Source organism: Novimethylophilus sp. (assembly GCF_036504375.1).
In the GTDB taxonomy this organism is placed as follows: Bacteria; Pseudomonadota; Gammaproteobacteria; order Burkholderiales; family Methylophilaceae; genus Novimethylophilus.
Genome location: NZ_DASXVH010000085.1, coordinates 1 through 25,941 on the forward strand (window position 1 = coordinate 1; position 25,941 = coordinate 25,941).

Annotated in this window: 20 protein-coding genes; 15 read left to right on the forward strand and 5 right to left on the reverse strand. The window is 60.2% G+C overall.

Going from position 1 to position 25,941, the window contains the following annotated elements:
- Positions 1-149 precede the first annotated feature (149 nt).
- Positions 150-1,343, reverse strand: coding sequence for a pyridoxal phosphate-dependent aminotransferase (locus VGK14_RS12445; RefSeq protein WP_331509410.1), 1,194 nt, complete (start codon positions 1,341-1,343; stop codon positions 150-152).
- Positions 1,344-1,539: 196 nt separating this feature from the next.
- On the opposite strand from VGK14_RS12445, the gene uvrB reads away from it, so the two are divergent.
- A complete protein-coding gene (gene uvrB, locus VGK14_RS12450; protein ID WP_331509411.1) occupies positions 1,540-3,585 on the forward strand; it encodes an excinuclease ABC subunit UvrB in 2,046 nt (681 codons plus the stop codon).
- A 196-nt stretch (positions 3,586-3,781) separates the two neighbouring features.
- Here the strand turns inward: uvrB and VGK14_RS12455 are convergent, their stop codons facing one another.
- Positions 3,782-6,316, reverse strand: a complete 2,535-nt coding sequence (locus VGK14_RS12455) for an Rne/Rng family ribonuclease (protein ID WP_331509412.1) — start codon at positions 6,314-6,316, stop codon at positions 3,782-3,784.
- A gap of 523 nt (positions 6,317-6,839) precedes the next feature.
- On the opposite strand from VGK14_RS12455, the gene VGK14_RS12460 reads away from it, so the two are divergent.
- The 4 genes from VGK14_RS12460 to VGK14_RS12475 are packed head-to-tail and all read left to right on the forward strand — an operon-like array spanning position 6,840 to position 9,718.
- Positions 6,840-7,802 carry an RluA family pseudouridine synthase gene (locus VGK14_RS12460; protein ID WP_331509413.1) on the forward strand — a complete coding sequence of 321 codons (963 nt, stop codon included), beginning with the start codon at positions 6,840-6,842 and terminating at the stop codon, positions 7,800-7,802.
- On the forward strand, positions 7,786-8,442 hold the full coding sequence (locus tag VGK14_RS12465; protein WP_331509414.1) for an HAD-IA family hydrolase: 657 nt from the start codon (positions 7,786-7,788) through the stop codon (positions 8,440-8,442). Before VGK14_RS12460 ends, VGK14_RS12465 begins: the two co-directional genes overlap by 17 nt.
- The gene (locus VGK14_RS12470; RefSeq protein ID WP_331509415.1) at positions 8,421-8,792 is read left to right on the forward strand and encodes a Rieske (2Fe-2S) protein; all 372 of its coding nucleotides are present in this window, start codon (positions 8,421-8,423) and stop codon (positions 8,790-8,792) included. The genes VGK14_RS12465 and VGK14_RS12470 overlap by 22 nt, the downstream gene beginning before the upstream one ends.
- Positions 8,789-9,718 (forward strand): S49 family peptidase, encoded by a 930-nt coding sequence (locus VGK14_RS12475; protein ID WP_331509416.1) that lies wholly within the window; start codon positions 8,789-8,791, stop codon positions 9,716-9,718. The genes VGK14_RS12470 and VGK14_RS12475 overlap by 4 nt, the downstream gene beginning before the upstream one ends.
- Here VGK14_RS12475 and VGK14_RS12480 read toward each other — a convergent pair.
- The gene (locus tag VGK14_RS12480) at positions 9,698-9,886 is read right to left on the reverse strand and encodes a hypothetical protein (protein ID WP_331509417.1); all 189 of its coding nucleotides are present in this window, start codon (positions 9,884-9,886) and stop codon (positions 9,698-9,700) included. The genes VGK14_RS12475 and VGK14_RS12480 overlap by 21 nt on opposite strands.
- 63 nt (positions 9,887-9,949) lie before the next feature.
- Here VGK14_RS12480 and pgl point away from each other — a divergent pair, with 63 nt between their 5' ends.
- Positions 9,950-10,648, forward strand: coding sequence for a 6-phosphogluconolactonase (pgl, locus tag VGK14_RS12485; protein ID WP_331509418.1), 699 nt, complete (start codon positions 9,950-9,952; stop codon positions 10,646-10,648).
- Positions 10,649-10,790: 142 nt separating this feature from the next.
- Here pgl and chrA read toward each other — a convergent pair whose 3' ends face one another.
- Positions 10,791-12,188, reverse strand: coding sequence for a chromate efflux transporter (chrA, locus tag VGK14_RS12490; RefSeq protein WP_331509419.1), 1,398 nt, complete (start codon positions 12,186-12,188; stop codon positions 10,791-10,793).
- Positions 12,189-12,254: 66 nt separating this feature from the next.
- On the opposite strand from chrA, the gene VGK14_RS12495 reads away from it, so the two are divergent.
- From VGK14_RS12495 to VGK14_RS12505, 3 genes are read left to right on the forward strand one after another with little or no spacing between them, the layout of a single operon-like run.
- Positions 12,255-12,971: a glycosyltransferase family 2 protein gene (locus VGK14_RS12495; RefSeq protein ID WP_331509420.1), complete on the forward strand. Its 717-nt coding sequence runs from the start codon at positions 12,255-12,257 to the stop codon at positions 12,969-12,971.
- 16 nt (positions 12,972-12,987) lie between these two features.
- On the forward strand, positions 12,988-13,356 hold the full coding sequence (locus VGK14_RS12500; protein WP_331509421.1) for a lipid-A-disaccharide synthase N-terminal domain-containing protein: 369 nt from the start codon (positions 12,988-12,990) through the stop codon (positions 13,354-13,356).
- A complete protein-coding gene (locus tag VGK14_RS12505) occupies positions 13,353-14,966 on the forward strand; it encodes a glycosyltransferase family 39 protein (RefSeq protein WP_331509422.1) in 1,614 nt (537 codons plus the stop codon). Before VGK14_RS12500 ends, VGK14_RS12505 begins: the two co-directional genes overlap by 4 nt.
- On the opposite strand, the gene queG is transcribed toward VGK14_RS12505, so the two are convergent.
- Entirely contained in the window at positions 14,950-16,011 is a 1,062-nt protein-coding gene (queG, locus tag VGK14_RS12510) for a tRNA epoxyqueuosine(34) reductase QueG (RefSeq protein WP_331509423.1), read from the reverse strand. The two genes, VGK14_RS12505 and queG, sit on opposite strands and share 17 nt — an antisense overlap.
- Positions 16,012-16,013: 2 nt before the next feature.
- Between queG and tsaE the strand changes: the two genes are divergently transcribed.
- The 6 genes from tsaE to VGK14_RS12540 all read left to right on the forward strand — a co-directional run bounded on the left by tsaE (position 16,014) and on the right by VGK14_RS12540 (position 25,930).
- Entirely contained in the window at positions 16,014-16,487 is a 474-nt protein-coding gene (gene tsaE, locus VGK14_RS12515) for a tRNA (adenosine(37)-N6)-threonylcarbamoyltransferase complex ATPase subunit type 1 TsaE (protein ID WP_331509424.1), read from the forward strand.
- Entirely contained in the window at positions 16,451-17,788 is a 1,338-nt protein-coding gene (locus tag VGK14_RS12520) for an N-acetylmuramoyl-L-alanine amidase (RefSeq protein ID WP_331509425.1), read from the forward strand. The genes tsaE and VGK14_RS12520 overlap by 37 nt, the downstream gene beginning before the upstream one ends.
- Before the next feature lie 231 nt (positions 17,789-18,019).
- Entirely contained in the window at positions 18,020-18,499 is a 480-nt protein-coding gene (locus VGK14_RS12525) for an OmpH family outer membrane protein (protein WP_331509426.1), read from the forward strand.
- Positions 18,496-19,746 carry an MdtA/MuxA family multidrug efflux RND transporter periplasmic adaptor subunit gene (locus VGK14_RS12530; protein WP_331509427.1) on the forward strand — a complete coding sequence of 417 codons (1,251 nt, stop codon included), beginning with the start codon at positions 18,496-18,498 and terminating at the stop codon, positions 19,744-19,746. Before VGK14_RS12525 ends, VGK14_RS12530 begins: the two co-directional genes overlap by 4 nt.
- Entirely contained in the window at positions 19,743-22,844 is a 3,102-nt protein-coding gene (locus VGK14_RS12535; protein WP_331509428.1) for an MdtB/MuxB family multidrug efflux RND transporter permease subunit, read from the forward strand. The genes VGK14_RS12530 and VGK14_RS12535 overlap by 4 nt, the downstream gene beginning before the upstream one ends.
- The gene (locus VGK14_RS12540; protein WP_331509429.1) at positions 22,841-25,930 is read left to right on the forward strand and encodes a multidrug efflux RND transporter permease subunit; all 3,090 of its coding nucleotides are present in this window, start codon (positions 22,841-22,843) and stop codon (positions 25,928-25,930) included. The genes VGK14_RS12535 and VGK14_RS12540 overlap by 4 nt, the downstream gene beginning before the upstream one ends.
- Positions 25,931-25,941: the final 11 nt, after the last annotated feature.

The window sequence follows — 25,941 nt, forward strand, 5'->3', positions numbered from 1 at the left end:
TGGTTTGGCGATAAAAAATAGCGGCTGTATCTCTACCGTTTCAGGCAAATAATGTATGGCTTGAACGGCGCGATCTCATGCGCCTCGTAACACCAAAAAAGAAAAGCCCCGCATTGCGGGGCCTTGGTTATTTACAGCCTGCGTTTGTTTTAAGCCAGTGCTTTGGCGATCCGGTCCAGCGCATGCTTCAGGTTTTCCATCGAGGTGGCAAACGAAATGCGGAAGTATCCTTCCGCGCCGAATGCCGAGCCTGGAACGACCGCGACGCCCACGGATTCCAGCAGATAATCCGAGAGCGCCAGATCTGTCGGTTCGGCAATTTTGCCGGCTGCATGCAATTTGGCGATGGCGGCGCGGGCATCGGGAAACGCATAGAAGGCGCCGCCGGCTTCGATGCATTTCAGGCCCGGGATTTCATTGAAGCGGCTGACGACAAATGCATGGCGTTCGCGAAACGCCTTCAGCATCGGCTCGATGCAGCCCTGGTCGCCTTCCAGCGCGGCTTGCGCGGCCACCTGCGAAATTGAAGTGGGATTGGAGGTGGACTGGGATTGCAGGATTTCCATCGCCTTGATGATATGAGCCGGGCCGGCGGCATAGCCGATACGCCAGCCGGTCATCGAATATGCCTTGGAAACGCCGTTCAGCACCACGGTGCGGTCTTTCAGCTCCGGCGTCGCGTTGAGGATGTTGACGAACGGCGTGCCGGTGAGGTTGACGTGCTCGTACATGTCGTCGGTTGCCACCAGTACCTGCGGATATTTTTTCAGCACTTCGCCCAGCGCTGCCAACTCTTCCGTCGTATAGACGGCGCCGGTAGGGTTGGAGGGCGAGTTGATCATGAACATTCTGGTCCTGGGCGTCAGTGCGGTTTCCAGTTGGGCCGGTGTAATCTTGAACCCTTGCTCGATGCCGCATTCGACGATTACCGGTTTGGCTTCGGCGACGATCGCGATGTCGGCGTAGGACACCCAGAACGGCGCGGGAATGACGACTTCATCGCCGGGGTTGAGCACGGCCAGGGCCAGGTTGAAAATGCACTGCTTGCCACCCACGCCGACGATGACTTCATTGACGTTGTAATCGAAACCGTTTTCGCGCTTGAACTTGGCGACGATAGCCTTTTTCAGGCCGGGAATCCCGCTTACCGGCGTGTATTTGGTGAAACCATTGTCGATGGCGGCCTTGGCGGCATCCTTGATGTGCTGCGGAGTATCGAAATCGGGTTCGCCGGCGCCCAGGCCGATGATGTCGCGGCCTTCGACTTTCAGTTTGGCGGCGCGGGCGGTGACGGCGAGGGTAGGGGATTCCTTGATGGATTGAACACGCAGGGAGAGTTGCAAGATCGAAAATCCTAGTTCTGTTGGGTGAGCGACAAAAATTTTTATGATTTTACTGCAAAATCGTGTTGTTACGGTACCAAATTGCTCCAGCTCTTGATGCTTGCCGGATGATCGTTAATTCGGTGCCGGCCTGTGCGATACGGTTCGTTTCCGGTATGGGCTGATAGAATGACGTTCGATCACCGGATAATTTTTTGTGACTACGATTACATTTCCAAACAGCCTGTTTCAGCTATATCAGCCATTTTCGCCCGCCGGCGACCAGCCGCAGGCGATCGAGCAGCTTGTGGATGGCATCAAGGATGGTTTGCGTTTCCAGACCCTGCTGGGCGTGACCGGCTCCGGCAAGACCTACACCATGGCCAACGTCATCGCCCGCATGGGAATGCCGGCAATCGTGATGGCGCCGAACAAGACGCTGGCGGCGCAGCTTTATTCCGAATTCCGCGAATTTTTCCCCCATAACGCGGTGGAATATTTCGTTTCCTACTACGACTATTACCAGCCCGAGGCCTACGTGCCGTCGCGTGACCTGTTCATCGAAAAAGATTCCAGCATCAACGAGCACATCGAGCAGATGCGGCTGTCGGCGACGAAAGCGCTGCTGGAACGCGAAGACAGCGTGATCGTCGCCACCGTGTCGGCGATTTACGGTATCGGCGACCCGGTGGATTATCACGGCATGGTGTTGCACCTGACGCAGGGCGAGAAAATCAGCCAGCGCGAGGTGATCTTGCGCCTCACCGGCATGCAGTACGACCGCAACGAGTTCGATTTTGCGCGCGGAACGTTCCGCGTGCGCGGCGACGTGGTGGATGTGTTTCCGGCGGAAAACTCCGAAACCGCGCTGCGGATCTCTCTTTTTGATGATGAAGTCGAAACGCTGACGCTGTTCGATCCGCTCACCGGGCAGATTCTGCACAAGGTTCCGCGTTTTACCGTTTACCCGTCCAGCCATTATGTTACGCCCCGCGAAACCACGCTGCGCGCCATCGAGCAGATCAAGGCCGAACTGCGCGAGCGCGTCGATTTTTTCATCAAAAACAATAAGCTGGTCGAGGCGCAGCGTATCGAGCAGCGCACGCGCTACGATCTCGAAATGATGAACGAACTGGGGTTCTGCAAAGGCATCGAAAACTATTCGCGCCATTTGTCCGGCCGCAAACCGGGCGATCCGCCGCCGACGCTGATCGACTATCTGCCGGCCAATGCCTTGATGATCATCGACGAATCGCATGTCACGGTGCCGCAGATCGGCGGCATGTATAAAGGCGATCGGGCAAGAAAAGAGAACCTGGTCGATTATGGCTTTCGCCTGCCTTCCGCGCTGGACAACAGGCCGCTCCAGTTCGACGAATTCGAGCAGATCATGCGCCAGTGCGTGTTCGTCTCGGCGACGCCGGCGATTTACGAAGCAACCCATCAACAGAAAGTGGTGGAGCAGTTGGTACGCCCGACCGGGTTGATCGACCCGGAAATCGAGGTCAAACCTGCTGATACGCAAGTGGATGACCTGCTGTCCGAAATCAAGCTGCGCGTCGAAGTCGGCGAACGCGTGCTGGCGACGACGCTCACTAAACGCATGGCGGAAGACCTCACCGATTACCTGTCGGAACATGGCATCAAGGTGCGCTATCTGCATTCCGATATCGATACCGTGGAGCGGGTCGAAATCATTCGCGACCTGAGATTGGGCGAATTCGATGCGCTGGTCGGCATCAACCTGCTGCGCGAGGGATTGGATATCCCCGAGGTGTCGTTGGTAGCTGTGCTGGACGCCGACAAGGAAGGCTTTCTGCGCTCCGAGCGTTCATTGATTCAGACTGCCGGCCGTGCCGCGCGCAACCTCAACGGCAAAGTAATTTTCTACGCCAACAGCGTCACCCGCTCGATGAAGCTGGCGATCGACGAAACCGAGCGCCGCCGTCGCAAGCAGCAAGCGTTCAACGAGGCCAACGGCATTACTCCCAAGGGTGTGAGCAAGCGCATCAAGGATATCATTGACGGAGTTTACGACCAGGAAGCCGGCAAGAAAGAGCTCAAGGCCGCGCAGTCGATGGCGAGCTTTGAACGCATGACGGAAAAACAGTTGCTGAAGGAGCTAAAGCGCATCGAGAAAGAGATGCACGATTGCGCAAAAAATCTGGAATTCGAAAAAGCCGCGCAGCTGCGCGACCAGCTCAAGTCATTGAAGGAGAAATTCTACGGCGCAGTGATGCCTGATGAAGTGGACGAAGCCTAGCCGCCGTACCCATTTCATACGTCTGCGCAGAGCAATTTTCCGAAGAGCTGATCTGGAAGCAGGCAAACTTAGATCACCTGACCAGACTGCCCAACTGCTTCTCAAGCGCTAGATCGGCGCTGCCAAAATAAAAAGCCCCGCAATGCGGGGCTCGACGCCGATGCCGGCAAGCGGGATATGCTTGCCGGCTGGCCGATTACTTTTGCGTTTCGATCATCACCAGAGGTTCGTCTGCCGCGGTTTCTGTCGTTTTCTTCTGCCAGGCGGCCGGCTTGGCGGCGGAACGAGGCGCGGGTTCTTCGGCGACGACGGTTTTTACCGCGTCGACGCGAGTTTCCACCAGTTCCAGGCCGGCGCTTGCTAGCTCCGCAACTACGGGTTCCGGCGCTTTGCGGCGGCGCGGTTGGCGCGGCTTGCGCTCGGCCTTTTCCGCCAGGGCAGGCGCTTCCACGCCTTCGATGGCCTGCTGGGTCGGTGCGACCTCAACCCGGGGTGCCGTCGTTTCAGCGGTTTCGACCCGCGTCGTTTCTACTGGAGCCTGAATCTCTATCGCCGGTTCAACCTGGGGCGCGACAATTACCGGCACCGTGGGCTGGGTTTCGGGAGGCTGGATTTCAGGAGCTATGGATGCAGCCACCGGAGCTTCTGCGGTTTCCTGGCGTTGACGCGGCTCGCGTTGCGGACGGGCTTCACGCGGCTGGCGCGGTTCACGCGGGGGACGTTCACCGCGGCTACCGCGATTGCCGCGCGGCTCATTAGGCTTGCCGCTTTGCTCGGCTGCAGCCTGTACCGGCTGGGCCGGTTTTTCGCGTTCCTGGCGTTCGGCACGTTCCGGCCGCGGTTGACGCGGCTCGCGTTGCGGACGGGCTTCCTGCTTGGTTGCGCTTTCCGGTGCGGCATTGCGCGGTTGCTGTTCGCTACGTTCCGTACGATCGCCGCGTTCTCCGCGACCGCGTCCGCCGCGACTGCGCTCGCGGCGCTGCTGACTGTCGCGCGGCTTGCGGGCTGCGGACTTGGTTTCTTCTTCGGCCGGCTTGGCTTCTGAAATCTTGCCGAGCCAGGATTTGAAACGTGCGAACATCGTGGTTTTGGGAGCTTCCGGCTTGGGTACGGCGATAGGCGCCGGCGTGCCGGAAGTGATGCCCTTGACGGCGGCTTCCTGGCGCGGCTGCTTGATTTCCTGCTGTTGCGTACCGCCGGCAACTTCTTCCGTCTCGTTCGGCAGTTCTACCAATTCGTAGCTGCGAATGTTTTCGGTGTCGTTCGTTTCGCCGTCGCGCAGGCGCACGATGCTGTAGTTCGGCGTTTCCAGATGAATATTCGGAATCAGGATGACGCTGACGTCCATGCGCTCTTCGACGGCGTGGATGTCGCCGCGCTTCTCGTTGAGCAGGAAGGTGGCTACTTCGACCGGCAGTTGCACCTGTACGGCGCCGGTGTTTTCCTTCATCGACTCTTCCTGGACAATTCTGAGAATGTGCAGTGCGGTCGATTCGATGCCGCGAATATAGCCGGTGCCGTGGCAGCGCGGGCATGGGATGTGGTTGGATTCGCCCAATGACGGACGCAGGCGCTGACGCGACAGTTCCAGCAGGCCGAAGCGCGAGATCTTGCCGGTTTGTACACGGGCGCGGTCGACGTGCAGCGCGTCGCGCAGGCGGTTTTCCACTTCGCGCTGGTTGCGTGCGCTTTCCATGTCGATGAAGTCGATCACCACCAGGCCGCCCAAGTCGCGCAGGCGCAGCTGGCGTGCCACTTCGTCGGCGGCTTCAAGGTTGGTGTTGAATGCGGTCTGCTCGATGTCGGCGCCCTTGGTGGCGCGGCCGGAGTTGACGTCCACCGATACCAGCGCTTCGGTGTGGTCGATGACGATGGCGCCGCCGGAGGGCAGGCGCACCTCTCTGGAAAATGCGGTTTCGATCTGGTGCTCGATCTGGAAGCGCGAGAACAGCGGCACGTCGTCGCGGTAGAGCTTGATGCGCGAGACGTTGCCAGGCATCACGTGGTTCATGAACTGCAAGGCCTGTTCATAGATGTCCGGCGTGTCGATCAGCACTTCGCCGATGTCGGGCTGGAAGTAATCGCGGATGGCGCGGATTACCAGGCTGCCTTCCTGATAGATCAGGAACGCGCCTTTCTGCATGTTGGAAGCGCCTTCGATCGCGCTCCACAGTTGCAGCAGGTAGTTGAGGTCCCACTGCAATTCTTCCAGCGTGCGGCCAATGCCGGCGGTGCGGGCGATGATGCTCATGCCGCCCGGCACTTCCATCTGCGCCATCAGATCGCGCAGTTCATTGCGGTCTTCGCCCTCGATGCGGCGCGATACGCCGCCGCCGCGCGGGTTGTTGGGCATCAGCACCAGGTAGCGGCCGGCCAGCGAGATGAAGGTGGTCAGCGCCGCGCCCTTGTTGCCGCGCTCGTCCTTTTCCACCTGCACGATGATTTCCTGGCCTTCGCGCAGTACGTCCTGGATGCGCTTGCCATCGGCGCCTTCGATGAAGTTGCTGCGGGCGACTTCCTTGAACGGCAGGAAGCCATGCCTATCAGTCCCGTAATTGACGAAGGCGGCTTCGAGGCTGGGCTCGATGCGGGTGATGACACCCTTGTAGATATTGCTCTTGCGTTGTTCCTTACCGGAGTGCTCGATATCGAGGTCGATAAGTTTTTGTCCGTCGACGATCGCGACACGAAGCTCTTCCGCCTGTGTCGCATTGAACAGCATGCGTTTCATTGATGTTATCCCCCGCGCCCAAGGCGGGTACGCAACTTTGGCCGTGAACTCACGGCCAGCGGGAACGCTGCCGGGCGACAGCGGAGTGAGACGCCTGAAAGCAGGCTACCGCGTTGTGCAGGCGATTTCGGTATGGGCGGGGGTTGGCAGCTAATGTCTGCCAATAATCCACCGATATTAAATATCGCTATTTATCAATACGTTAATTATTAAATTTAACGTCGAATATAAACTGTGCGCGGTGCGACTTTTCTAAGTGTCCGGTACTACTATCGTTTACAATGTGACCCGGTTCGGTTCCCGCCGCGCGGCTTAAGGCCATTTTGCGCGGCAGCGCTTGAGCGCAAATATTGGAAATCCGGAAGTTCGTCACGTGCGGGCTTGTCGCCACGCCGGGAACCTGCGGATGATTCCAAAGTCCTGCAATCGCTACTTGATGGTGAGCGAAATTAACCCGAAATTCTTTGTTTGCCTGCCTTAACCAAAGATAAAGCTTTAAAGGCAGGCTGCAAGTATAGGTCAGATGACGGAAATAGGCAAAAATTCAGTGACGCTGCTCACGGTGGATGAAGGCGGCGAGGGGCAGCGCGTGGACAATTTTCTTGCGCGCCATCTCAAGGGCGTGCCCAAAAGCCATATTTACCGCATTCTGCGCAGCGGCGAAGTGCGGGTCGACAGCAAACGGGTAGAGGCGACCCACCGGCTGCAAATCGGCGAAGTCCTGCGCATTCCTCCGGTGCGGGTCGCCGCGCCGGCAGCCAAGGTCGGTGTCGCGCCGGCAAGCCGGCAATTTGCCGACGCGGTGATTTTTGAGGACGATGCGATGCTGGCGCTGGACAAGCCGGCCGGCATGGCGGTACACGGCGGCAGCGGCATTTCGCGCGGCGTCATCGAGCAACTGCGGTGGGAACGTCCGCAGGCCAAGTTCCTGGAACTCGCGCACCGCCTGGACCGCGAGACTTCCGGCGTGCTGCTGATCGGCAAAAAACGCAGCGCACTGACCAAATTGCACGAAATGATGCGCGAGAACCGCATGCGCAAACGCTACCTGGTGCTGGTCAATGGGCGCTGGCAGGATGCGACGCGGCGCGTGGTTTTGCCGCTGAAAAAGTACGACCTGGAGAGCGGCGAAAAGCGCGTCGCGGTGGAAGCCGGCGGGCAGCATTCGGAAACGATTTTTCGATTGAAGCAGCATCTCGGCGCTTTCACCCTGCTGGAAGCCGAACTGATCACCGGACGTACGCACCAGTTGCGGGTGCAGTTGGCGCATATGGGATTTCCCATCGCCGGCGATGACAAATACGGCGATTTTGCACTCAATAAACTCCTGCAAAAGCGCGGTCTCAAGCGCATGTTCCTGCATTCCGCCGAAACCGCGCTGCGTCACCCGCTGACCGATGAACCGTTGAAACTGATCGCGCCGTTGCCGCGCGATCTGGAAAGATTTCTGGAAAAATTGAAGGACGAGCATGCCCAAGCAGTTTGATCTACTGATATTCGACTGGGACGGCACGCTGGCGGATTCCACCCAGGCCATCGTCGATGCGCTGCAGTCGGCGAGCCGCGATATCGGCCTGCCAGTGCCGGACGATACGAAATCGCGCAGCATCATCGGCTTGGGGTTGCGTGAAGCCTTGCAGGAACTGTTTCCCGGCGCAGATGCCGAGACGGAGATCCGGCTGGTGGAGCGCTATCGCGTACACTATTTTGCGCGTGACGAAGAGATCGTATTGTTCGATGGCGTCGAGGATGCGATGCAGGAATTGGCCGATGCCGGCTTCATGCTGGCTGTGGCGACCGGCAAGGGCCGCGGCGGACTTAACCGGGCGATGGCGCAGACCGGCCTTACCGAGTTTTTCCATGCCTCGCGCTGCGCCGGCGAGTGCCATTCCAAGCCGCATCCGCAAATGCTGGAGGAGATTCTCGACGAACTGGGCGCGATGCCGGAAAAGGCCATCATGATAGGCGACACGCATTTCGACCTGCAAATGGCGCAGAATGCCCGTATGGCCGGGCTGGGCGTCAGCTATGGTGCCCAGCCGCACGAAAATTTATTGCCCCATGCGCCGCTGGCGTGTTTCGACAGTTTTGCTAAACTCCACGCATGGTTGAGACTCAACGCCTGATTTGCGCCAGCGCCGAGGTGCAGGAGCAAGGGCCCGGAATCGGTTTTCCATTGCCTGACGAGGGTAAATCCAGGCGTTCCGGTTTCGTGGTGCGCTATAAAGGCGTCATACACGGTTATGTCAACCGCTGCGCGCATGTGCCGGTGACGCTGGATTGGCAGGAAGGCGATTTTTTCGATTTGACCCGCCACTACCTGATCTGCTCCACCCATGGGGCGCAATATCTTCCCGAAACCGGTCGTTGCGTGCTGGGGCCGTGCAAAGGCAAATCCCTGCAAAAACTGCACATGGTCGAACGCGGCGGCAACATTTTTTTAATTGAATCGAGTACCGAAGAAAGCCCACTATGACAGACCCACAAAACTGGGAGCGCCAGACTCTTGAAAAGCTTGCCTTTTCTTCTTTACAGGAGCAGCGCCGTTCGCGCAACTGGGGCATCTTTTTCAAGACGCTGACTTTTGCTTACCTGTTTGCGCTGCTGTTCCTGGCGCTGAACTGGATAGGTCCTGGCAGCGGCGCGATCGGCCCGCATACCGCGCTGATCGACATCAACGGCGAGATCGGCGCCGGCGCCGAAGTCAACGCCGATAATACGCTTTCCAGCCTGCGCGCGGCGTTCGAAGACAAGCACACCAAGGGCATCATCCTGCGCATCAACAGCCCCGGCGGCAGCCCGGTGCAGGCCGGCATCATCAACGACGAAATCCATCGCCTGCGCAAGATGCACCCCAAAATTCCGGTGTATGCGGTGGTGGAGGATATTTGCGCTTCCGGCGGGTATTACATCGCGGTGGCGGCCGACAAGATTTACGTCGACAAAGCCAGCATCGTAGGTTCCATTGGCGTGCTGATGGACGGTTTCGGTTTCACTGAAACCATGAAGAAGCTCGGCGTGGAGCGCCGCCTGATGACGGCGGGAGAAAACAAGGGCTTCCTGGACCCGTTCTCGCCGGTCAATCCGGCGCACAAGGCGCATGCCCAGGCGATGCTCAACGAAATCCACCAGCAGTTCATCAAGGTGGTGCGCGACGGGCGCGGCGCCCGTCTGAAGGAGACGCCGGAAATGTTCTCCGGCCTGTTCTGGAGCGGCGAAAAAAGCATCGAGTTGGGTCTCGCGGATGCTATCGGCAATTCCGACAGCGTCGCGCGCGACGTGATCAAGGAAGAGAATATCGTCGACTTCACTACCCACGAAGGTTTAGCCGATCGCTTTGCCAAGCGTTTCGGCGCCTCGATGACCCATGCGCTGCTGGGTTCAGGCTTCAGCCTGAAATAATGCGCATGGGGCGTTGCTGGGCTTGTGTTGCGCGCACGGAGTTTCTATCGCAGCCAGGGCTATGCGGCCGAACTGGCGTGACCGGCTCGCGGGCCGCACCGCTACCGTCTGGAAATTCTGCACCTGGCTTCGCAGCAGGATGCCGATGCGTTGGCAGCCGAACTGCACGACCGCTTCGGCCTGGAAGCAGCCAATACCGCACAGTCAAAATAACAACATGGAATAAAACGTATGACCAACACTCAAGCGTGCCGCTGGCGTATTTTTTCCGACCCCGCCGAGTTGCGGGATGCTGCTGTAAAAATCACGCTGGAATCGGCGGCCAAAGCCATCGCCGAGCGTGGGCGATTCGATATCGTATTGGCCGGCGGCACCACGCCGCGCGCCATCTATGAACAGCTGCGCCGTGCAGAAAGCGAATGGCGGCACTGGCACGTATGGTTCGGCGACGAGCGCTGCCTGCCCGCCGACAATGTCGAGCGCAACAGCCTGATGGCCTCGCAGGCATTGCTCGACCATGTGGCGATCGCGCCGGAGCAGATTCACCCGATTCCCGCGGAACTGGGCGCATCTGCCGCCGCCGCCGCTTACAACAACGCACTGGACGGCATGGGCCCGTTCGACCTGGTATTGCTGGGAGTAGGCGAGGACGGCCATACCGCGAGCCTGTTTCCCGGCCACCGTTGGGATCACGTACCGCCGAAAGCCGCGATACCCGTGCACAACTCCCCCAAGCCGCCGTCCGATCGCGTCTCGCTGTCTGCCGACCGGCTTTCCGATGCCCGCCAGGTAATATTCCTGGTCACCGGCGCAGGCAAGCGCCATGCTGTCGAGCAATGGCGCGGCAACACCAGCCTGCCGGTGAAAGCCATCGTGCCCAAGGCCGGCGTGGATGTATTCATGGATGCGGCGGCCGGCGGCGCGTTGTAATCAATCCGGCTGCCAGTCTGCATCGCGGGCGGCCAATTGTGCGTTTCGCTCGGGCACTCCTTGCATTAAGAGCCTAATTTCAGTAATAAACGCGCATTCGTACTGCCGAAATAGGTTCTAAGCGCACAGCGCGTATCAATGATCAGGCGAGAAGCTTCCAGGCCAAGCCGAGAGTGCCGCATGAAAGAATGACGGGAATCACCCCGGCCTTGAAGCGGAATACGGCAATCAGCGCTCCAACTGTCAGCACGATGGAAGGCCAGTCTACCGCCCCCTCGAATCCTTTGGGCCAGAACACGTGCCAGGCGAAAAACAGTGCGAGGTTGAGGATGACGCCCACCACTGCGGCGGTAATCGCGGTAAGCGGGGCGGTGAATTTTAGGTTGCCGTGCGTGGTTTCGATGAACGGTCCGCCCAGCAGGATGAAGATGAAGCTGGGCAAAAAGGTAAAGAAGGTGGCGATTGCTGCGGCGATGCAGGCGGAAGCGAAAACGGCACCCGGGCCGAATATCTGCTGGGTCCAGCCGCCGACGAAGCCGACGAAGGCCACTACCATGATCAGCGGTCCCGGCGTGGTTTCGCCCAGCGCCAGACCGTCTATCATCTGCGTCGGATTCAGCCAGTGGTAATGCTCCACTGCGCCCTGGTAGACGTAAGGCAGCACCGCATAAGCGCCGCCGAAAGTCAGCATCGCGGCCTTGGTGAAAAACCAGCCCATTTGCGTCAAGGTGTTTTCCCAGCCGTAGCGATTCAGCAGTATCCCCATCACCGCCGCCCAGATCGCAATGCCCGCCGTAAGCACGCGTGCGAATTTCGGCCATTTGAACAGGGCATGCTCGGGCGTTGGGGTGTCGTCGTCGATCAGCGCGGGGCCGTAGCCATCCTTGGCCCTACCGTGCCCGCCGCCGGCCTTGAAGTACTGCGGTACAATGCGGCCGCCGATGAATCCTATGATGCCCGCTCCCAGCACAATCGCGGGGAAAGGCAGCCCCAGCGCGAAAATGGCAAGAAAGGCCAGCGCCGAAACCGTCCACAGCACCGCGTTTTTCAGCGCACGGGAACCGATGCGATATGCCGCGAACAGAACGATGGCGACTACGGCAGGCTTGATACCGTAAAGAATTCCCGCCATCGCTGGCACCGAGCCATAGCTCATGTAAATCCAGGCGAACGCGACCAGGATGAAATAGGAAGGCAGCACGAACAGGCCGCCGGCGATGATGCCACCCCAGGTGCGGTGCATCAGCCAGCCGACATAGGTGGCAAGCTGTTGCGCCTCCGGTCCCGGCAACACCATGCAGTAATTTAGCGCATGCAGAAATCTCTTCTCGGAAATCCAGCGATTCCTTTCCACCAGCTCATGGTGCATGATGGCGATCTGGCCGGCGGGGCCGCCGAAACTGATGAAACCGAGCCTGAGCCAGTACCAGAAGGCCTGGTTTAAGGATACCGATGCGGGTTTCTGTTCTATGGTAGTGTTGTTCAGGACAGGTGGACCGATTATCCGATAAATCCTCGCTGGTTTCCATACGCGAACCATGCAACAGAAGCATAGCATGCTGCCAATTCCGGCTATAATGCTCCCATTTTTTTGCTGCGCATTTTTATGCAAATCCGCCAACTATCGGTTGTCGTTCCCGTTCGCAACGAGGAAGACAACATTGCTCCGCTGATCGCGGAAATTCGCGCCGCTCTGGATGGCGTTGTGGATTATGAAATCATCTACGTCAATGACGGCAGTACCGATGCGACGCCGCAACGGCTGGCGGAAATCAGCCAGGCTTGTCCGCAATTGCGCGTCGTCCACCACGAAAAAAGCTGCGGGCAGAGCACGGCGGTGCGCTCCGGCGTGAAGGCTGCCCGAGGCGACTGGGTTGCTACGCTGGACGGCGACGGCCAGAACGACCCGGCCGACATTCCCAAGCTGATCGCAGCAGTCGAGCCGGGCGTGGAACTGGTCGGCGGTAACCGCCGGCATGCGCGGCGCGATACCCGGATCAAGCGCATATCTTCGGTCATCGCCAACGGCGTGCGTTCCCGCATGCTGGGCGACAGCACGCCGGACACCGGCTGCGGCCTCAAGCTGTTCGCGCGCGAAGTATTCCTCGACTTGCCGTATTTCGACCACATGCACCGTTTCCTGCCGGCACTGGTGATCCGCCACGGCGGCCGCGTGGTGTCGGTGCCGGCCAACCACCGGCCGCGCGAGCGTGGTGTGTCCAATTACGGCACGCTGGACCGCCTGATGGTGGGCATCGTCGACCTGTTCGGCGTGATGTGGCTACAGCGGCGCGCCAAGCGGCCGGTGATTATCGAAAAATAAGCAACTCCGTAAAATCATGGATATCCATACCGTGCCGTTTCTGTGGCACCTGGCTGACAAGGTGCAAGTCTATTTTTACGATATGAGTCTGGGCGACAAGGTCTGGCTTGCCGTCGGCATGATAGGCCAGCTGATGTTCACGCTGCGCTTCGTGGTGCAGTGGATTCATAGCGAACGCCACCAGAAGAGCGTGATCCCGGTGAGCTTCTGGTATTACAGCCTTATCGGCGGGATCACCGTGTTGGCCTACGGTTTCCACAAGCTCGAACCGGTCATCATCCTCGGCCAGTTGCCGGGCACTATCGTTTATTCGCGCAACCTGATCCTGATTTACCGTGAAAAGCGCGACGTGCTGGCGGAAGTAACAGAAGAGGAAGTCAAGTGAGGTTCATCAAAAGCCAGCCGATGCTCTTGTTCGTGTTTTGGCTGGTACTGGTGGCGATTGCGCTGTTCGGCCGCTCGTATATTCCCATCGACGAAACCCGCTATGTGACGGTCGCATGGAATATGTGGCTGCGCGGCGATTACCTCGTGCCATGGCTCAACGGCTTTGCCTACAGCCACAAGCCGCCGCTGTTGTTCTGGCTGATGAATGCCGGTTGGGCGGTGTTCGGCGTTAACGACTGGTGGCCGCGCTTGGTGCCTTCCTTCTTCGCGCTGGGCAGTGTGTATCTGACGATCAGGCTGGCGCGCATGCTGTGGCCAGAGGACGAGAGGGCCGCGGCGTATGCACCGCTGATCCTGCTCGGCAGCGCGCTGTGGATGGTATTCACCACGGCGACGATGTTCGACATGCTGACCGCGTTTTTCGCGCTACTGGGCATGCTGGGCATCCTCATCGCCTGGCGCGGGCAGGCACTCAAGGGGTGGGCGCTGGTCGGACTCGCTATCGGCAGTGGGCTGCTGGCCAAGGGGCCGGCCATATTGTTGCCGATTCTGCCCGTAGCCTTGCTCGCGCCGTGGTGGGGCAAGGGCGCAGCCCGTGCCTGGGGGCGCTGGCATCTCGACCTGCTGGGTGCGGTGGCATTGGGGGCGGCGATTGCCTTGCTCTGGGCGATCCCTGCCGGTCTGCATGGCGGCGAGGTATACCGCAAGGCCATTTTCTGGGGGCAGACCGCCGACCGCATGGTGAACTCCTTCGCCCACAAGCGGCCTTTCTGGTGGTACTTGCCCGTCTTGCCGGCGATGTTGTTCCCCTGGCTGCTGTGGCCGCCTGTCTGGCGCGGGCTCAACCGCTTGCGCGGCGGGCGCGCGGACCTTGGTGTGCGCTTCTGCCTGGCTTGGCTGGTGCCGGTGTTTCTCGCGTTCAGTTTCATCAGCGGCAAGCAGGTCCACTACCTGCTGCCGATATTCCCGGCTTTCGCCCTGCTGGCTGCGCGCGGCCTGGCGCAGACGGATAGCCGCAAATTCGATCAGCTGCCCGTCGCGCTGGCGGCTTTTGCGGTCGGCATCGTGCTGATTTACCTGCCGCATTATGCGCAGCAGCACCATATCGCGCCCTGGATAGCCACGATTCCCACATGGGCCGGTTTTGCAATCATGGCCGCTGCGGCGCTTCTGGCGGCGGGCCGGAAGCGGGGCATGGCCGGCATCTGGAACATGACTGTATTCAGCGCGGTGACGGTGACGCTGGCCATTTATGTCGCGATCATCCACGGCGCCGGCCTGGCTTACGACATGCGGCCGCTCAGCGCGCGGCTTAAGGCCCTGCAAGACGCCGGTGTACCGCTGGCCCATGCCGCGCGCTATCCCGGCCAGTACCAGTTTCTCGGCCGCCTGACGCAAGAGCCGGACGTGTTGCGCTCAGCTGCGCTGGCGAACTGGTTCAAGGCGCATCCGGACGGCAGGGCTGTCGTTTATTTCAGCACCAGGCAGTCATTGGCAGGGCTCAAGGTCGACTACTGGCAGCCTTACCTGGGTGAGAACGTCGTTATTCTCGGCAAGGAGTCATGGCCGCCTGTATTCGGGACGAGCGAAGTCAACGACGATGAATAGCCAGCGCCCAGGCCACATGCTCTCTCACCAGCGCTGAAGGATGTCCGGCGCGGGATTCAAGCGCCGCGAGATTTTCCGGCGTATGCGGCGCATTGCCCAACGCCACGGCAATATTGCGCAGCCAGCACTCGTAGCCGATGCGGCGGATCGCGCTGCCGGTAGTATTGGCCTCGAAAGCCGCTTCGTCCCAGCTGAACATTTCCCGCAGTGAAGCATTATCCAGCCCGTGGCGCGCCTGGAAATCAGGTTCGGCCGATAAATGGGCGAAGCGGTTCCATGGGCAGCACAGCTGGCAATCATCGCAGCCGTAGATGCGGTTTCCCATCATCGGCCGCAGATCCGGCGGGATGCTGCCTTTGAGTTCGATGGTGAGGTAGGAAATGCAGCGCCGCGCATCCACCTGATACGGCGCGACAATCGCGCCGGTGGGGCAGGCGGATATGCAAGCAGTGCAGGTACCGCAGTGGTTGTCTGACGGGACATCCACCGGCAATGGCAGATCGGTGTAGATTTCGCCCAGAAAAAACCAGGAGCCGGCTTCGCGCGAAAGCAGCAGCGTATGCTTGCCTTTCCAGCCCAGACCGGATTTCTGCGCCAACTCGACTTCCGCCACCGGCGCGCTATCGGTGAATACGCGGTAGCCGAACTCGCCAACGTTGGCGGCGATACGGTCGCATAACTGCTGCAAGCGGCCGCGCAGCACCTTGTGGTAGTCCCGCCCCAGCGCATAGCGCGAAATGAAGGCACGGCTGCCGTCCTCGATGATGGTTGCGGCGGGCTGGCTATCCGGCGGGAAATAGTCCATGCGGGCGGTGATTACGCGTGCGGTGCCCGGCACCAGTTCTGACGGCCGCATGCGCTTCATGCCGTGGCGTGCCATATAATCCATTTCGCCGTGGAAACCCTGTTCCAGCCAAGCCGCAAACCCAGGCTCGGCGTGGCTTAAGTCGGTATCGCAAATGCCGATAGACTGGAAGCCCAGCGCTTTGCCCCAGGTTTTAATGTCGGCGGCAAGCTGGGCGGAATCAAGCAAATCGGAATTCATGCATGAATGATATAACACAGGACTTGCCCGACGAAGCCGCGACGCTGGCACTGGGTGGTCGCCTGGCCTTGGCGCTGGCTCCGGGCCTTGTCATCTGGCTGCGCGGCAATCTCGGCGCGGGCAAAACTACGCTGACGCGAGGCCTGCTGCGCGGGCTGGGGTTTCAGGGAAAAGTCAAAAGTCCGACGTATACACTGGTTGAATCTTATGTAATTTCTGGATTATACTTGTATCACTTTGATTTATACAGATTTGTCGATCCGGAGGAATGGGATGCCGCAGGCTTCCGCGACTACTTCAATAATGAGTCGATTTGCCTGGTCGAATGGCCGGAAAAAGCAGATGAGTTATTGCCCGTCCCTGATCTGGAAATTCGCCTCGTTGTTCATGGGGCAGGCCGGGAGGCGGTGCTCTCGGCGCATACGGAGCATGGCAAACAATGTCTAGAACAATTGCTGCGCCAATCGTCGCCTTAGTCCTGTTCCTGGCCGCGATGGCAGCCCAGGCTGCACCCGTGGCGATTGCTTCCGCCCGTGTCTGGCCGGGCACGGACTACACCCGCCTGACTTTCGAATCGGCGGTACCTGTCGTGCACAATATGACGGTACTGCAGAATCCCGAGCGTCTGGTGCTCGACCTGGAAAACGTCGAACTCAATGCCGCACTCAAATCGCTGACCGACAAGGTGCAGAGCGGCGACCCTTATATCAAAAAAATCCGCGCTGCCCGTTTCAAACCCGGTGTCGTGAGAGTGGTAATCGATCTGAAGGCTGAAACGAAGCCTGCTTTTTTTGCGCTGAAGCCGGCCGGCGAATATAAGCATCGGTTGGTACTCGACATCTATCCCAAGCTGGACCCGCTGATGGCGATGCTGGACCAGCACACCAAGGAGCAAAGCGAGCCCGGCGGCTGGCCGCCCGATGCCAATGACGCTTCATCCGCCAAGGCCGCGCCGGATACGGTCCCGGCAGATCCGGCTGAAAATGCCGGCGACACGGCCAAAGCCGGCGATACTCCCAAAGAGCCGGATAGCACCCAGGGGGCCGCCAAGGACGGGGTAGAGCGCCTGATCACGATAGCAATCGATGCGGGGCATGGCGGCGAAGATTCCGGTGCGCGGGGTGCCAGCGGCACCAATGAAAAAGACGTTACATTGGCGATCGCCAAACGGCTCAAGACTTTGATCGACGCCGAGCCCAACATGCGCGGCGTATTGACCCGCGACAGCGACTATTTCATCCCCCTGCACGGCCGCGTGGTAAAGGCCCGTAAGCTGCAGGCCGATTTGTTCGTATCCATCCACGCCGACGCGTTCACCCGCCCCGATGCGCGCGGCTCCTCGGTATTTGCATTATCGGAGCGCGGCGCCACCAGCGCGATGGCGCGCATGCTGGCAAAGCGCGAAAACGAATCCGATCTGATCGGCGGCGTCAACCTCGACGTCAAAGATCCCTATCTGGCCCGCACGCTGCTGGACCTTTCGCAGACTGCCACCATCAACGACAGCCTCAAGCTGGGCAAGGCCGTGCTCGGCCATTTGAGCGAAATCAACGACCTGCACAAAGGCGCGGTGGAGCAGGCCGGTTTCGCGGTGCTGAAATCGCCGGATATCCCCTCCATCCTGGTCGAGACCGCGTTCATCAGCAACCCGGAAGAGGAACGCAAGCTCAACGACGACGCCTACCAGACCAAGCTGGCCACGGCGATTATCTCCGGCATCAAGCGCTATTTCGCTTCCAACCCGCCGCTGGCCAAGTCCAAGATGGCTATGCAATAGCAAGGCCCCTGATTATCACTTCGCTCTGCCGGGCAGTGAACCCGGTTTTGTTTTGCCTGTCGCAAAAAATCAAGATTCGCTCGAGCATAAAAACCGCAGGGGTTTGCATTGTACAATCGGGCGTAATCCTGATTTTACCGTCCTGGACACATGTCGATACAAAAGCCTTGCCGTTTGACAAACGCAAGATACATCCGCCCTGTTAAATGCACTAAATCTTAGGAGAACCCCGTGAATAAGTTGCTGCGATACATCTTGGTGGCAAGCTTGGCCGTGATAACGGCCAGTGCCGCAGCAGAAACCAAGGTGGCTTATGTCAAAGTAGATAGAATTCTTAAGGAAGCTCCGCAAACCGCGGAGATCAACAAGAAGCTGGAAAAGGAATTCAGCCCGCGTGCAGCTGAGCTGGATCGCCTGCAAAAGAAGATCAGAGATCTGGAAAATTCCGACAGCAGCGGCAAGAATCAGAATCTTGCCAACCTCAGGCTCGAGTTCGAGCGCAAACAGCGCGAACTGAACGAAGATGTGAATATCCGCAAGAACGAAGAACTGGGCACCTTGCAGGACCGCATCAACAAAGCCGTAACTGTGGTTTCGGAAGCCAATGGCTACGATCTGGTGATTTATAGCGGTATTGCTTATGCGAGCAAGAGGATAGATATCACCGACAAGGTGCTGAAGTCGCTCGGCACCCCCAAGGTCGCGCCATGACCCTGGACCAGCATCAGCAGCCATTGGCATCCATGGATAAAAAGCCGGTAAAAATCCGGAAATGGCTGTTGGCGCTCATGCTGATTGCGGCTATGGCTGCGGCGATATTGGTCTATCGACATCAGGGCGAGCGGGTAATGACTCGCGCGAAATCCGCCCCTGATTCCCGCCCCATGACCGTACTGGTGGCGCTGGCGGTGAAGCAGGACGTCAAGGTGTATCTCGATGCGCTGGGCACCGTCACCTCGCGCAACGCGGTGACGGTCAAGGCCCGTGTCGACGGGCAGCTGATGAGCGTGCGCTTCCGCGAAGGTCAGGCGGTAAAGGCCGGCGAGCTGCTGGCCGAGATCGACCCCCGGCCTTTCGAGGTGCAATTGGCCCAGGTCAACGGCCAGCTGGCCAAGGACAAGGCTTCGCTGGACAACGCCCAGATCGATCTGGAGCGCTATAAGACCCTGCTTAGCCAGGATTCCATCTCGAAACAGCAGGTGGATACGCAGGAAGCATTGGTGCGCCAGTACCGCGGCGCGCTGGCAGCGGACCAGGGACAGGTGGATAACGCCAGGCTGCAACTCAGCTATAGCCGCATCACCGCGCCGATCAGCGGCCGCGTCGGCCTGCGCCAGGTGGATCCGGGCAACATGATCCATGCGTCGGATGCCGGCGGCATCGTCACGATTACCCAGTTGCAGCCGATTACCGTGCTGTTCAATATCCCGGAGGACGATTTGCCGGCGGTGATCCAGCGTACCAGAGCGGGCGTCGTCGTCACCGTCGAAGCTTACGACCGCCAGAAAAAAAACAAACTGGCGACCGGAGTCTTGCTGACGACGGATAACCAGATCGACCCGGCAACCGGCACCATCAAGCTGCGTGCGGAATTCAGGAATGACGACACCACCCTGTTTCCCAATCAGTTCGTCAATGTGCGTGTGCTGGTCGATGTGCAAAAGGATGCCGTCGTCATTCCGGCAGCTGCGGTGCAGCGCGGCCGCAACGGAGAATATGTCTACGTATTGAAGGATGCCGAGTCGGTGGTTTTACGCCCGGTCAGGCCCAGCGCGGCGGAAGGCGAAAATATTTCGATAGCCAGCGGCCTGAGCGCTGGGGAATCGGTCGTCGTCGACGGCGCGGACAAGCTGCGCGACGGCGCCAAGGTCAAGCCGGTGGTGTCCGGCGCGGTTGACAAGGCGGATCGCAAAAGCCAATCCGAGGAGGGAAAACGCCGCCATCGGAGCGAGGCATGAACCCGTCCCGCCCTTTTATCCTGCGGCCGGTGGCGACATCGCTGTTGATGCTCGCCATCCTGCTTGCCGGCATGCTGGGCTACCGCATGCTGCCGCTGTCGGCGCTGCCTGAGGTCGATTACCCGACGATACAAGTCTCTACGCTTTATCCCGGCGCCAGCCCGGACGTGGTTGCCTCCTCGATTACCGCGCCGCTGGAACGCCAATTCGGCCAGATACCCGGCCTCAAGCAGATGTCCTCCAGCAGTTCCGGCGGGGCGTCGGTGATTACCCTGCAGTTCAACCTGGCGCTCAATCTCGATATCGCGGAACAGCAGGTGCAGGCCGCCATCAACGCCGCCGGCAACTTCCTGCCGCAGGATCTGCCGACGCCGCCGATTTACAGCAAGGTCAACCCGGCCGACGCGCCCATCCTGACATTGGCGCTGACTTCGAAAACGCTGCCTCTGATCAAGGTCGAGGACATGGCGGATACGCGGCTGGCGCAAAAAATCTCCCAGCTTTCCGGTGTGGGGTTGGTCAGCATCAGCGGCGGTCAGCGGCCGGCGGTGCGGGTGCAAGCCAATCCCAAATCGTTGGCCGCATATGGCCTCAGCCTGGAAAGTTTGCGCACCTCAATCACCAACTCCAATCTGAACCAGGCCAAAGGCAGTTTTGATGGCCCGTCGCGCGCCTCCACTATCGATGCCAACGACCAGCTGCAGTCGCCCGGGGAATACCGGCAAATCGTCGTGGCCTACCGCAACGGTGCGCCCATTCGCCTGGGCGATGTCGCCGATGTCGTCGACGATGCCGAAAACATCCATCTGGCGGCCTGGGCCAACCGCGACCCCGCCGTCATCCTCAACATCCAGCGCCAGCCCGGCGCCAACGTGATCGAGGTGGTGGACCGCGTGAAGAAACTGCTGCCGCAGTTGCGGGCATCGGTACCGGGCGCGGTGGATATCGTCACGCTGACCGACCGCACCACTACGATCCGTGCCTCGGTCAAGGACGTGCAATTCGAGTTGATGCTGTCGGTGACGCTGGTGGTGATGGTGATTTTCCTTTTTCTGCGCAATATCCCGGCCACATTCATCCCCGGCGTGGCGGTGCCTATTTCGCTGATGGGCACGTTCGGCGTCATGTACCTCGCAGATTTCAGCATCAACAACCTCACCCTGATGGCGCTGACCATCGCCACCGGCTTCGTGGTCGATGACGCGGTAGTGATGATCGAGAATATCGCGCGCCACATCGAACAAGGCGAATCGCCGCTGGAGGCCGCGCTCAAAGGCTCCAGGCAAATCGGCTTCACCATTATTTCGCTCACCGCGTCATTGATCGCGGTACTGATCCCGCTGCTGTTCATGGGCGACGTGGTCGGACGCCTGTTCCGCGAATTCGCGATCACGCTGGCGATCGCCATCCTGATTTCCGCCGTGGTGTCGCTGACGCTGACGCCGATGATGTGCGCCAGATTTTTGCGCAACGAGCCGGAAGCCGAACGCAGCCGGTTTTATCGCGCGACGGGCAATTTTATCGCGCGCATGACCGCGCTCTACGGCCGCGTGCTGAACCGCGTGCTGGACCATCAGCCGCTGACCTTACTGGTCACACTCGGCACGCTGGCACTGACGGTGGTGCTGTATGCCGCGATACCGAAAGGCTTTTTCCCGGTGCAGGATACCGGCGTGATCCAGGGCATCAGCGAGGCGCCGACCTCGATCTCCTTCGCCGCGATGGCGGAGCGCCAGCAGGCGCTGGCGGATGTGGTGTTGCAGGACCCGGCGGTGGAGAGCCTGTCGTCCTTCATCGGTGTGGACGGCAGCAACGCCACGCTCAACAGCGGCCGCATGCTGATCAACTTGAAGCCCAAGGAGCAGCGCGCGGATAACGTGCAGGGCGTGATGCGCCGGCTGCAGGACAAGCTCTCGGCAGTCGGCGGCATCACGCTCTTCATGCAGCCGATCCAGGATCTGACCATAGAAGACCGCGTCAGCCGCAGCCAGTACCAGTTCATCATGGAAGACGCCGACCCGCAGGTGCTGTCGGCGAGCGTCGCCAATCTGGTCGAACGCCTGCGGCAATCGCCCAAGCTGCGCGACGTCGCCAGCGACCTGCAAGACGAAGGGCTGCAAGCCTGGCTGGAGATCGATCGCGACGCTGCCGGCCGTCTCGGCATTACCGCCGCGGCGATCGACAACGCGCTGTACAACGCTTTCGGCCAGCGCCTGATCTCCAACATTTTCACCCAATCCAACCAGTATCGCGTGGTGCTGGAAGTCGGCCCGGAATTCCGGCAGGGGCTGGAGTCGCTCGACGGCATCTACGTGACCACCGCCAGCGGGGGGCAGGCGCAGTTGAGCGCCGTGGCGAAGATCGGCGAGCGCCAGGCGCCGCTGGTGATCAACCATTACGGGCAGTTCCCGGCGGCCAATATCTCGTTCAATCTCGCGCCGGGAGTATCGCTCAGCGATGCGGTCGCCGTGATTGATGCCGCACAGCAAGAAACCGCATTGCCGCGCAGCACGCAGCTCATCTTCCAGGGAGCTGCCACGGCCTTCAAGGACTCGCTCGCCAACGAACTGCTGCTGATCCTCGCCGCCATCGTCACGATGTATATCGTGCTGGGCGTGCTGTACGAGAGCTATATCCATCCCATCACCATCCTGTCGACGCTGCCCTCGGCCGGTGTCGGCGCACTGCTGGCATTGATGCTGTCCGGCAACGATCTCGACATTATCGGCATCATCGGCATCATCCTCTTGATCGGTATCGTCAAAAAGAATGCGATCATGATGATAGACTTCGCGCTGGAAGCGCAGCGCGAACAGGGCCTGATAGCGCGCGAGGCCATTTACCAGGCGTGCCTGCTGCGGCTGCGGCCCATCCTGATGACCACGCTGGCGGCATTGCTGGCCGCATTGCCGCTGATGCTGGGCAGCGGCGTGGGCTCCGAACTGCGCCATCCGCTGGGCCTGACCATGGTGGGCGGGCTCATCGTCAGTCAGGTGCTGACGCTGTTCACTACGCCGGTGATCTACCTCGCTTTCGACCGTCTAGGTGCTAAGCTAGCCGGGCGGCGCAAGGGGCCTGGCGAGCTGGAACAGGCATGAATTTTTCGGCCATCTTCATCCACCGCCCGGTCGCCACCAGCCTCTTGACGCTGGCGGTCACGCTGGCGGGCGCGGTGGCTTTCGGCCTGCTGCCGGTGGCGCCGCTGCCGCAGGTGGATTTCCCCACCATCGCGGTCGAAGCCTCGCTGCCCGGTGCCAGCCCGGAAACGATGGCCACCGCGGTGGCGACGCCGCTGGAACGTTCGCTGGGGCGCATTGCCGGCATCAGTGAGATGACGTCGATGAGTTCGCTGGGTTCTACCCGCATCACTTTGCAGTTCGATCTGGAGCGCGACATCAACGGTGCCGCGCGCGACGTGCAGGCTGCGATCAACGCCGCGCGCACGCTGCTGCCGACAGGTTTGCCGACCAATCCGATCTACCACAAAGTCAATCCCGCCGACGCCCCCATCATGATTCTGGCGCTGACCTCGGACAGCGTGCCGCAGGGCAAGCTGTACGACGCCGCTTCCACGGTGCTGGTGCAGAAGCTGTCGCAGGTAAGAGGGGTGGGGCAGGTCAGCGTGGGCGGCAGTTCGCTGCCGGCGGTGCGGGTCGAGCTCAATCCCGCCGCGCTCCATAAGTACGGCATCGGCCTCGCCGACGTCGGCAGCGCGATTTCCGCCACCAATGCCAACCGGCCCAAGGGCATTCTGGAACAGGGCGACCGCCGCTGGCAGATTTACGCCAACGACCAGGCGCGGACTGCAAAGGAATACCTGCCGCTGATCATTTCCTACCGCAATGGCGCGCCGGTCAGGCTTGCCGACGTGGCGGAGGTGGCCGATTCGGTGCAGGACCTGCGCAACGAAGGGTTATCCAACGGCAAGCCGGCGGTGCTGCTGCAAATTCGCCGCCAACCCAACGCCAACATCATCGAAACGGTGGATCGCGTCAAGGCGGTATTACCTCAATTAAAGGCGTCCATTTCGGGCGCGATCGATGTCAATGTGGTCAGCGACAGGTCGCCGACGATACGCGCCTCGGTGCATGACGTGGAACTGGCGCTGACGATTTCGATCGGCCTCGTCATCATGGTGGTGTTCGTGTTTCTGCGCAGCGCCAGGGCCACGCTGATTCCCAGCGTGGCGGTGCCGGTATCGCTGGTCGGCACCTTCGGCGTGATGTATCTGTACGGCTACAGCCTGGATAATCTGTCGCTGATGGCATTGACGGTTGCCACCGGTTTCGTGGTCGACGACGCGATCGTGGTGCTGGAGAACGTCTCGCGCCATATCGAGCAGGGCGTGTCGCCGTTCGAGGCTGCGCTCAAGGGCACGCGCGAGGTGGCGTTCACCGTGCTGTCGATGAGTATCTCGCTGGTTGCGGTATTCATCCCCTTGCTGTTGATGGGCGGCATCGTCGGCCGCCTGCTGCGCGAGTTCGCGGTAACGTTATCGGTAGCCGTGCTGGTGTCGCTGCTGGTGTCGCTCACCGCCACGCCGATGATGTGCGCGCGGCTGCTCAAGCATAGATCGGCGGAAAAGCCGCCCGGCCGTTTAAGCGCTTTCGGCGAGCATTGCTTCAATGCCATGCTGGGCGCATATCGGCGCAGTCTGGATGTCGTGCTGCGGCACGGCGTGCTGACGATGCTGGCTCTTTTCTTCATTATCTGCTTGAATTTTTACTTGTACATAATTGTACCTAAAGGTTTTTTCCCGCAGCAGGATACCGGACGACTGATCGGCACAATACAAGCGGACCAGGGTATTTCGTTTCAGGCAATGCGCAAGAAACTCGCCGTTTTTGTCGAGATGGTGCGTAGCGATCCGGCAGTGGAAAACGTGGTCGGATTTGTCGGGGGCGGCCAGCGCAATACCGGATTCATGTTCGTCACCCTGAAGCCGATGGCGCAGCGCCAAGTCACCGGCGACCAGGTCACGGGCCGGCTGCGCGGCAAACTTTCCCGCGTCGCGGGTGCCAACCTGTTTCTGCAGCCGGTGCAGGATATCCGGGTCGGCGGCAGGCCATCCAACGCCCAGTACCAGTACACGCTGCAAGGCGACAACCTGGCCGAACTGCGCGCCTGGGAACCGCGTATCCGGCAGGCGATGACCAGGCTGCCGCAGCTGACCGACGTGAATACCGATCAGCAGGATAAAGGCTATGAAACGGTGCTGACGATAGACCGCGATGCGGCAGCCCGGCTGGGCGTCACGACCAAGCTGATCGACTCCACGCTCAACGGCGCTTTCGGCCAGCGTCAGGTATCGACGATTTACGCGCCGCTCAACCAGTATTACGTGATCATGGAAGTGGCGCCGCAATACTGGCAGAGCCCGGAAGCGCTGCGCGACATCTACCTCAGCACACCGAATGGTACCCAGGTCCCGCTGACGGCGGTCAGCCGCTTCGAACCAGGCACCGGGCCGCTGGCTGTGAACCATCAGGGGCAGTTCGCAGCCTCGACGATCTCGTTCAACCTGCCGGTCGGCGTTTCGTTGTCGCAGGCAGCCAGCGCAATCGACGGCGCTTTCGCCGGCATCGGCGTCCCGGGCTCGGTACGCGGCGGCTTCCAGGGCACGGCCAAGGTATTCCAGGCATCATTGGAGAACCAGCCGTGGTTGATTCTGTCGGCATTGTTTGCGGTATATATCGTGCTCGGCATGCTGTACGAGAGCTATATCCATCCGCTCACCATCCTGTCGACGCTGCCGTCCGCCGGCGTCGGCGCGCTGCTGGCGCTGCTCGTCACCGGCGGTGAGCTCAATATCATGGCGATGATAGGCATCATTCTGTTAATCGGTATTGTCAAAAAGAACGCCATCATGATGATCGATTTCGCGGTCGACGCCGAACGTAGCCGCGGCATCAGCCCGAAAGAAGCTATTTACGAAGCCTGTTTGCTGCGCTTCCGGCCGATCACGATGACGACGATGGCGGCATTGCTGGGCGCGCTGCCGCTCGCCTCGGGCATAGGCGAAGGTTCGGAACTGCGCCAGCCGCTGGGAATTTCCATCATCGGCGGCCTGTTGTTCAGCCAGATGCTGACGCTGTATACCACGCCGGTGGTGTATCTCTATCTGGATCGTTTCAGCATCTGGTCGCGGCGCACGTTCAGGCGGCACCCGGTGCCGGCCGCATAATTTAAGGATGA

Excerpts from the sequence above, each read along its gene's own strand:
- VGK14_RS12455 (WP_331509412.1), bottom strand. The coding sequence starts at position 6,316 with ATGAAACGCATGCTGTTCAATGCGACACAGGCGGAAGAGCTTCGTGTC.
- VGK14_RS12475 (WP_331509416.1), top strand. The coding sequence starts at position 8,789 with ATGACAGACCCACAAAACTGGGAGCGCCAGACTCTTGAAAAGCTTGCC.
- VGK14_RS12535 (WP_331509428.1), top strand. The coding sequence starts at position 19,743 with ATGAACCCGTCCCGCCCTTTTATCCTGCGGCCGGTGGCGACATCGCTG.
- tsaE (WP_331509424.1), top strand. The coding sequence starts at position 16,014 with ATGAATGATATAACACAGGACTTGCCCGACGAAGCCGCGACGCTGGCA.
- pgl (WP_331509418.1), top strand. The coding sequence starts at position 9,950 with ATGACCAACACTCAAGCGTGCCGCTGGCGTATTTTTTCCGACCCCGCC.
- VGK14_RS12470 (WP_331509415.1), top strand. The coding sequence starts at position 8,421 with ATGGTTGAGACTCAACGCCTGATTTGCGCCAGCGCCGAGGTGCAGGAG.
- VGK14_RS12460 (WP_331509413.1), top strand. The coding sequence starts at position 6,840 with ATGACGGAAATAGGCAAAAATTCAGTGACGCTGCTCACGGTGGATGAA.
- VGK14_RS12465 (WP_331509414.1), top strand. The coding sequence starts at position 7,786 with ATGCCCAAGCAGTTTGATCTACTGATATTCGACTGGGACGGCACGCTG.
- VGK14_RS12540 (WP_331509429.1), top strand. The coding sequence starts at position 22,841 with ATGAATTTTTCGGCCATCTTCATCCACCGCCCGGTCGCCACCAGCCTC.
- VGK14_RS12495 (WP_331509420.1), top strand. The coding sequence starts at position 12,255 with ATGCAAATCCGCCAACTATCGGTTGTCGTTCCCGTTCGCAACGAGGAA.
- queG (WP_331509423.1), bottom strand. The coding sequence starts at position 16,011 with ATGAATTCCGATTTGCTTGATTCCGCCCAGCTTGCCGCCGACATTAAA.
- VGK14_RS12530 (WP_331509427.1), top strand. The coding sequence starts at position 18,496 with ATGACCCTGGACCAGCATCAGCAGCCATTGGCATCCATGGATAAAAAG.
- VGK14_RS12520 (WP_331509425.1), top strand. The coding sequence starts at position 16,451 with ATGTCTAGAACAATTGCTGCGCCAATCGTCGCCTTAGTCCTGTTCCTG.
- VGK14_RS12500 (WP_331509421.1), top strand. The coding sequence starts at position 12,988 with ATGGATATCCATACCGTGCCGTTTCTGTGGCACCTGGCTGACAAGGTG.
- chrA (WP_331509419.1), bottom strand. The coding sequence starts at position 12,188 with ATGGTTCGCGTATGGAAACCAGCGAGGATTTATCGGATAATCGGTCCA.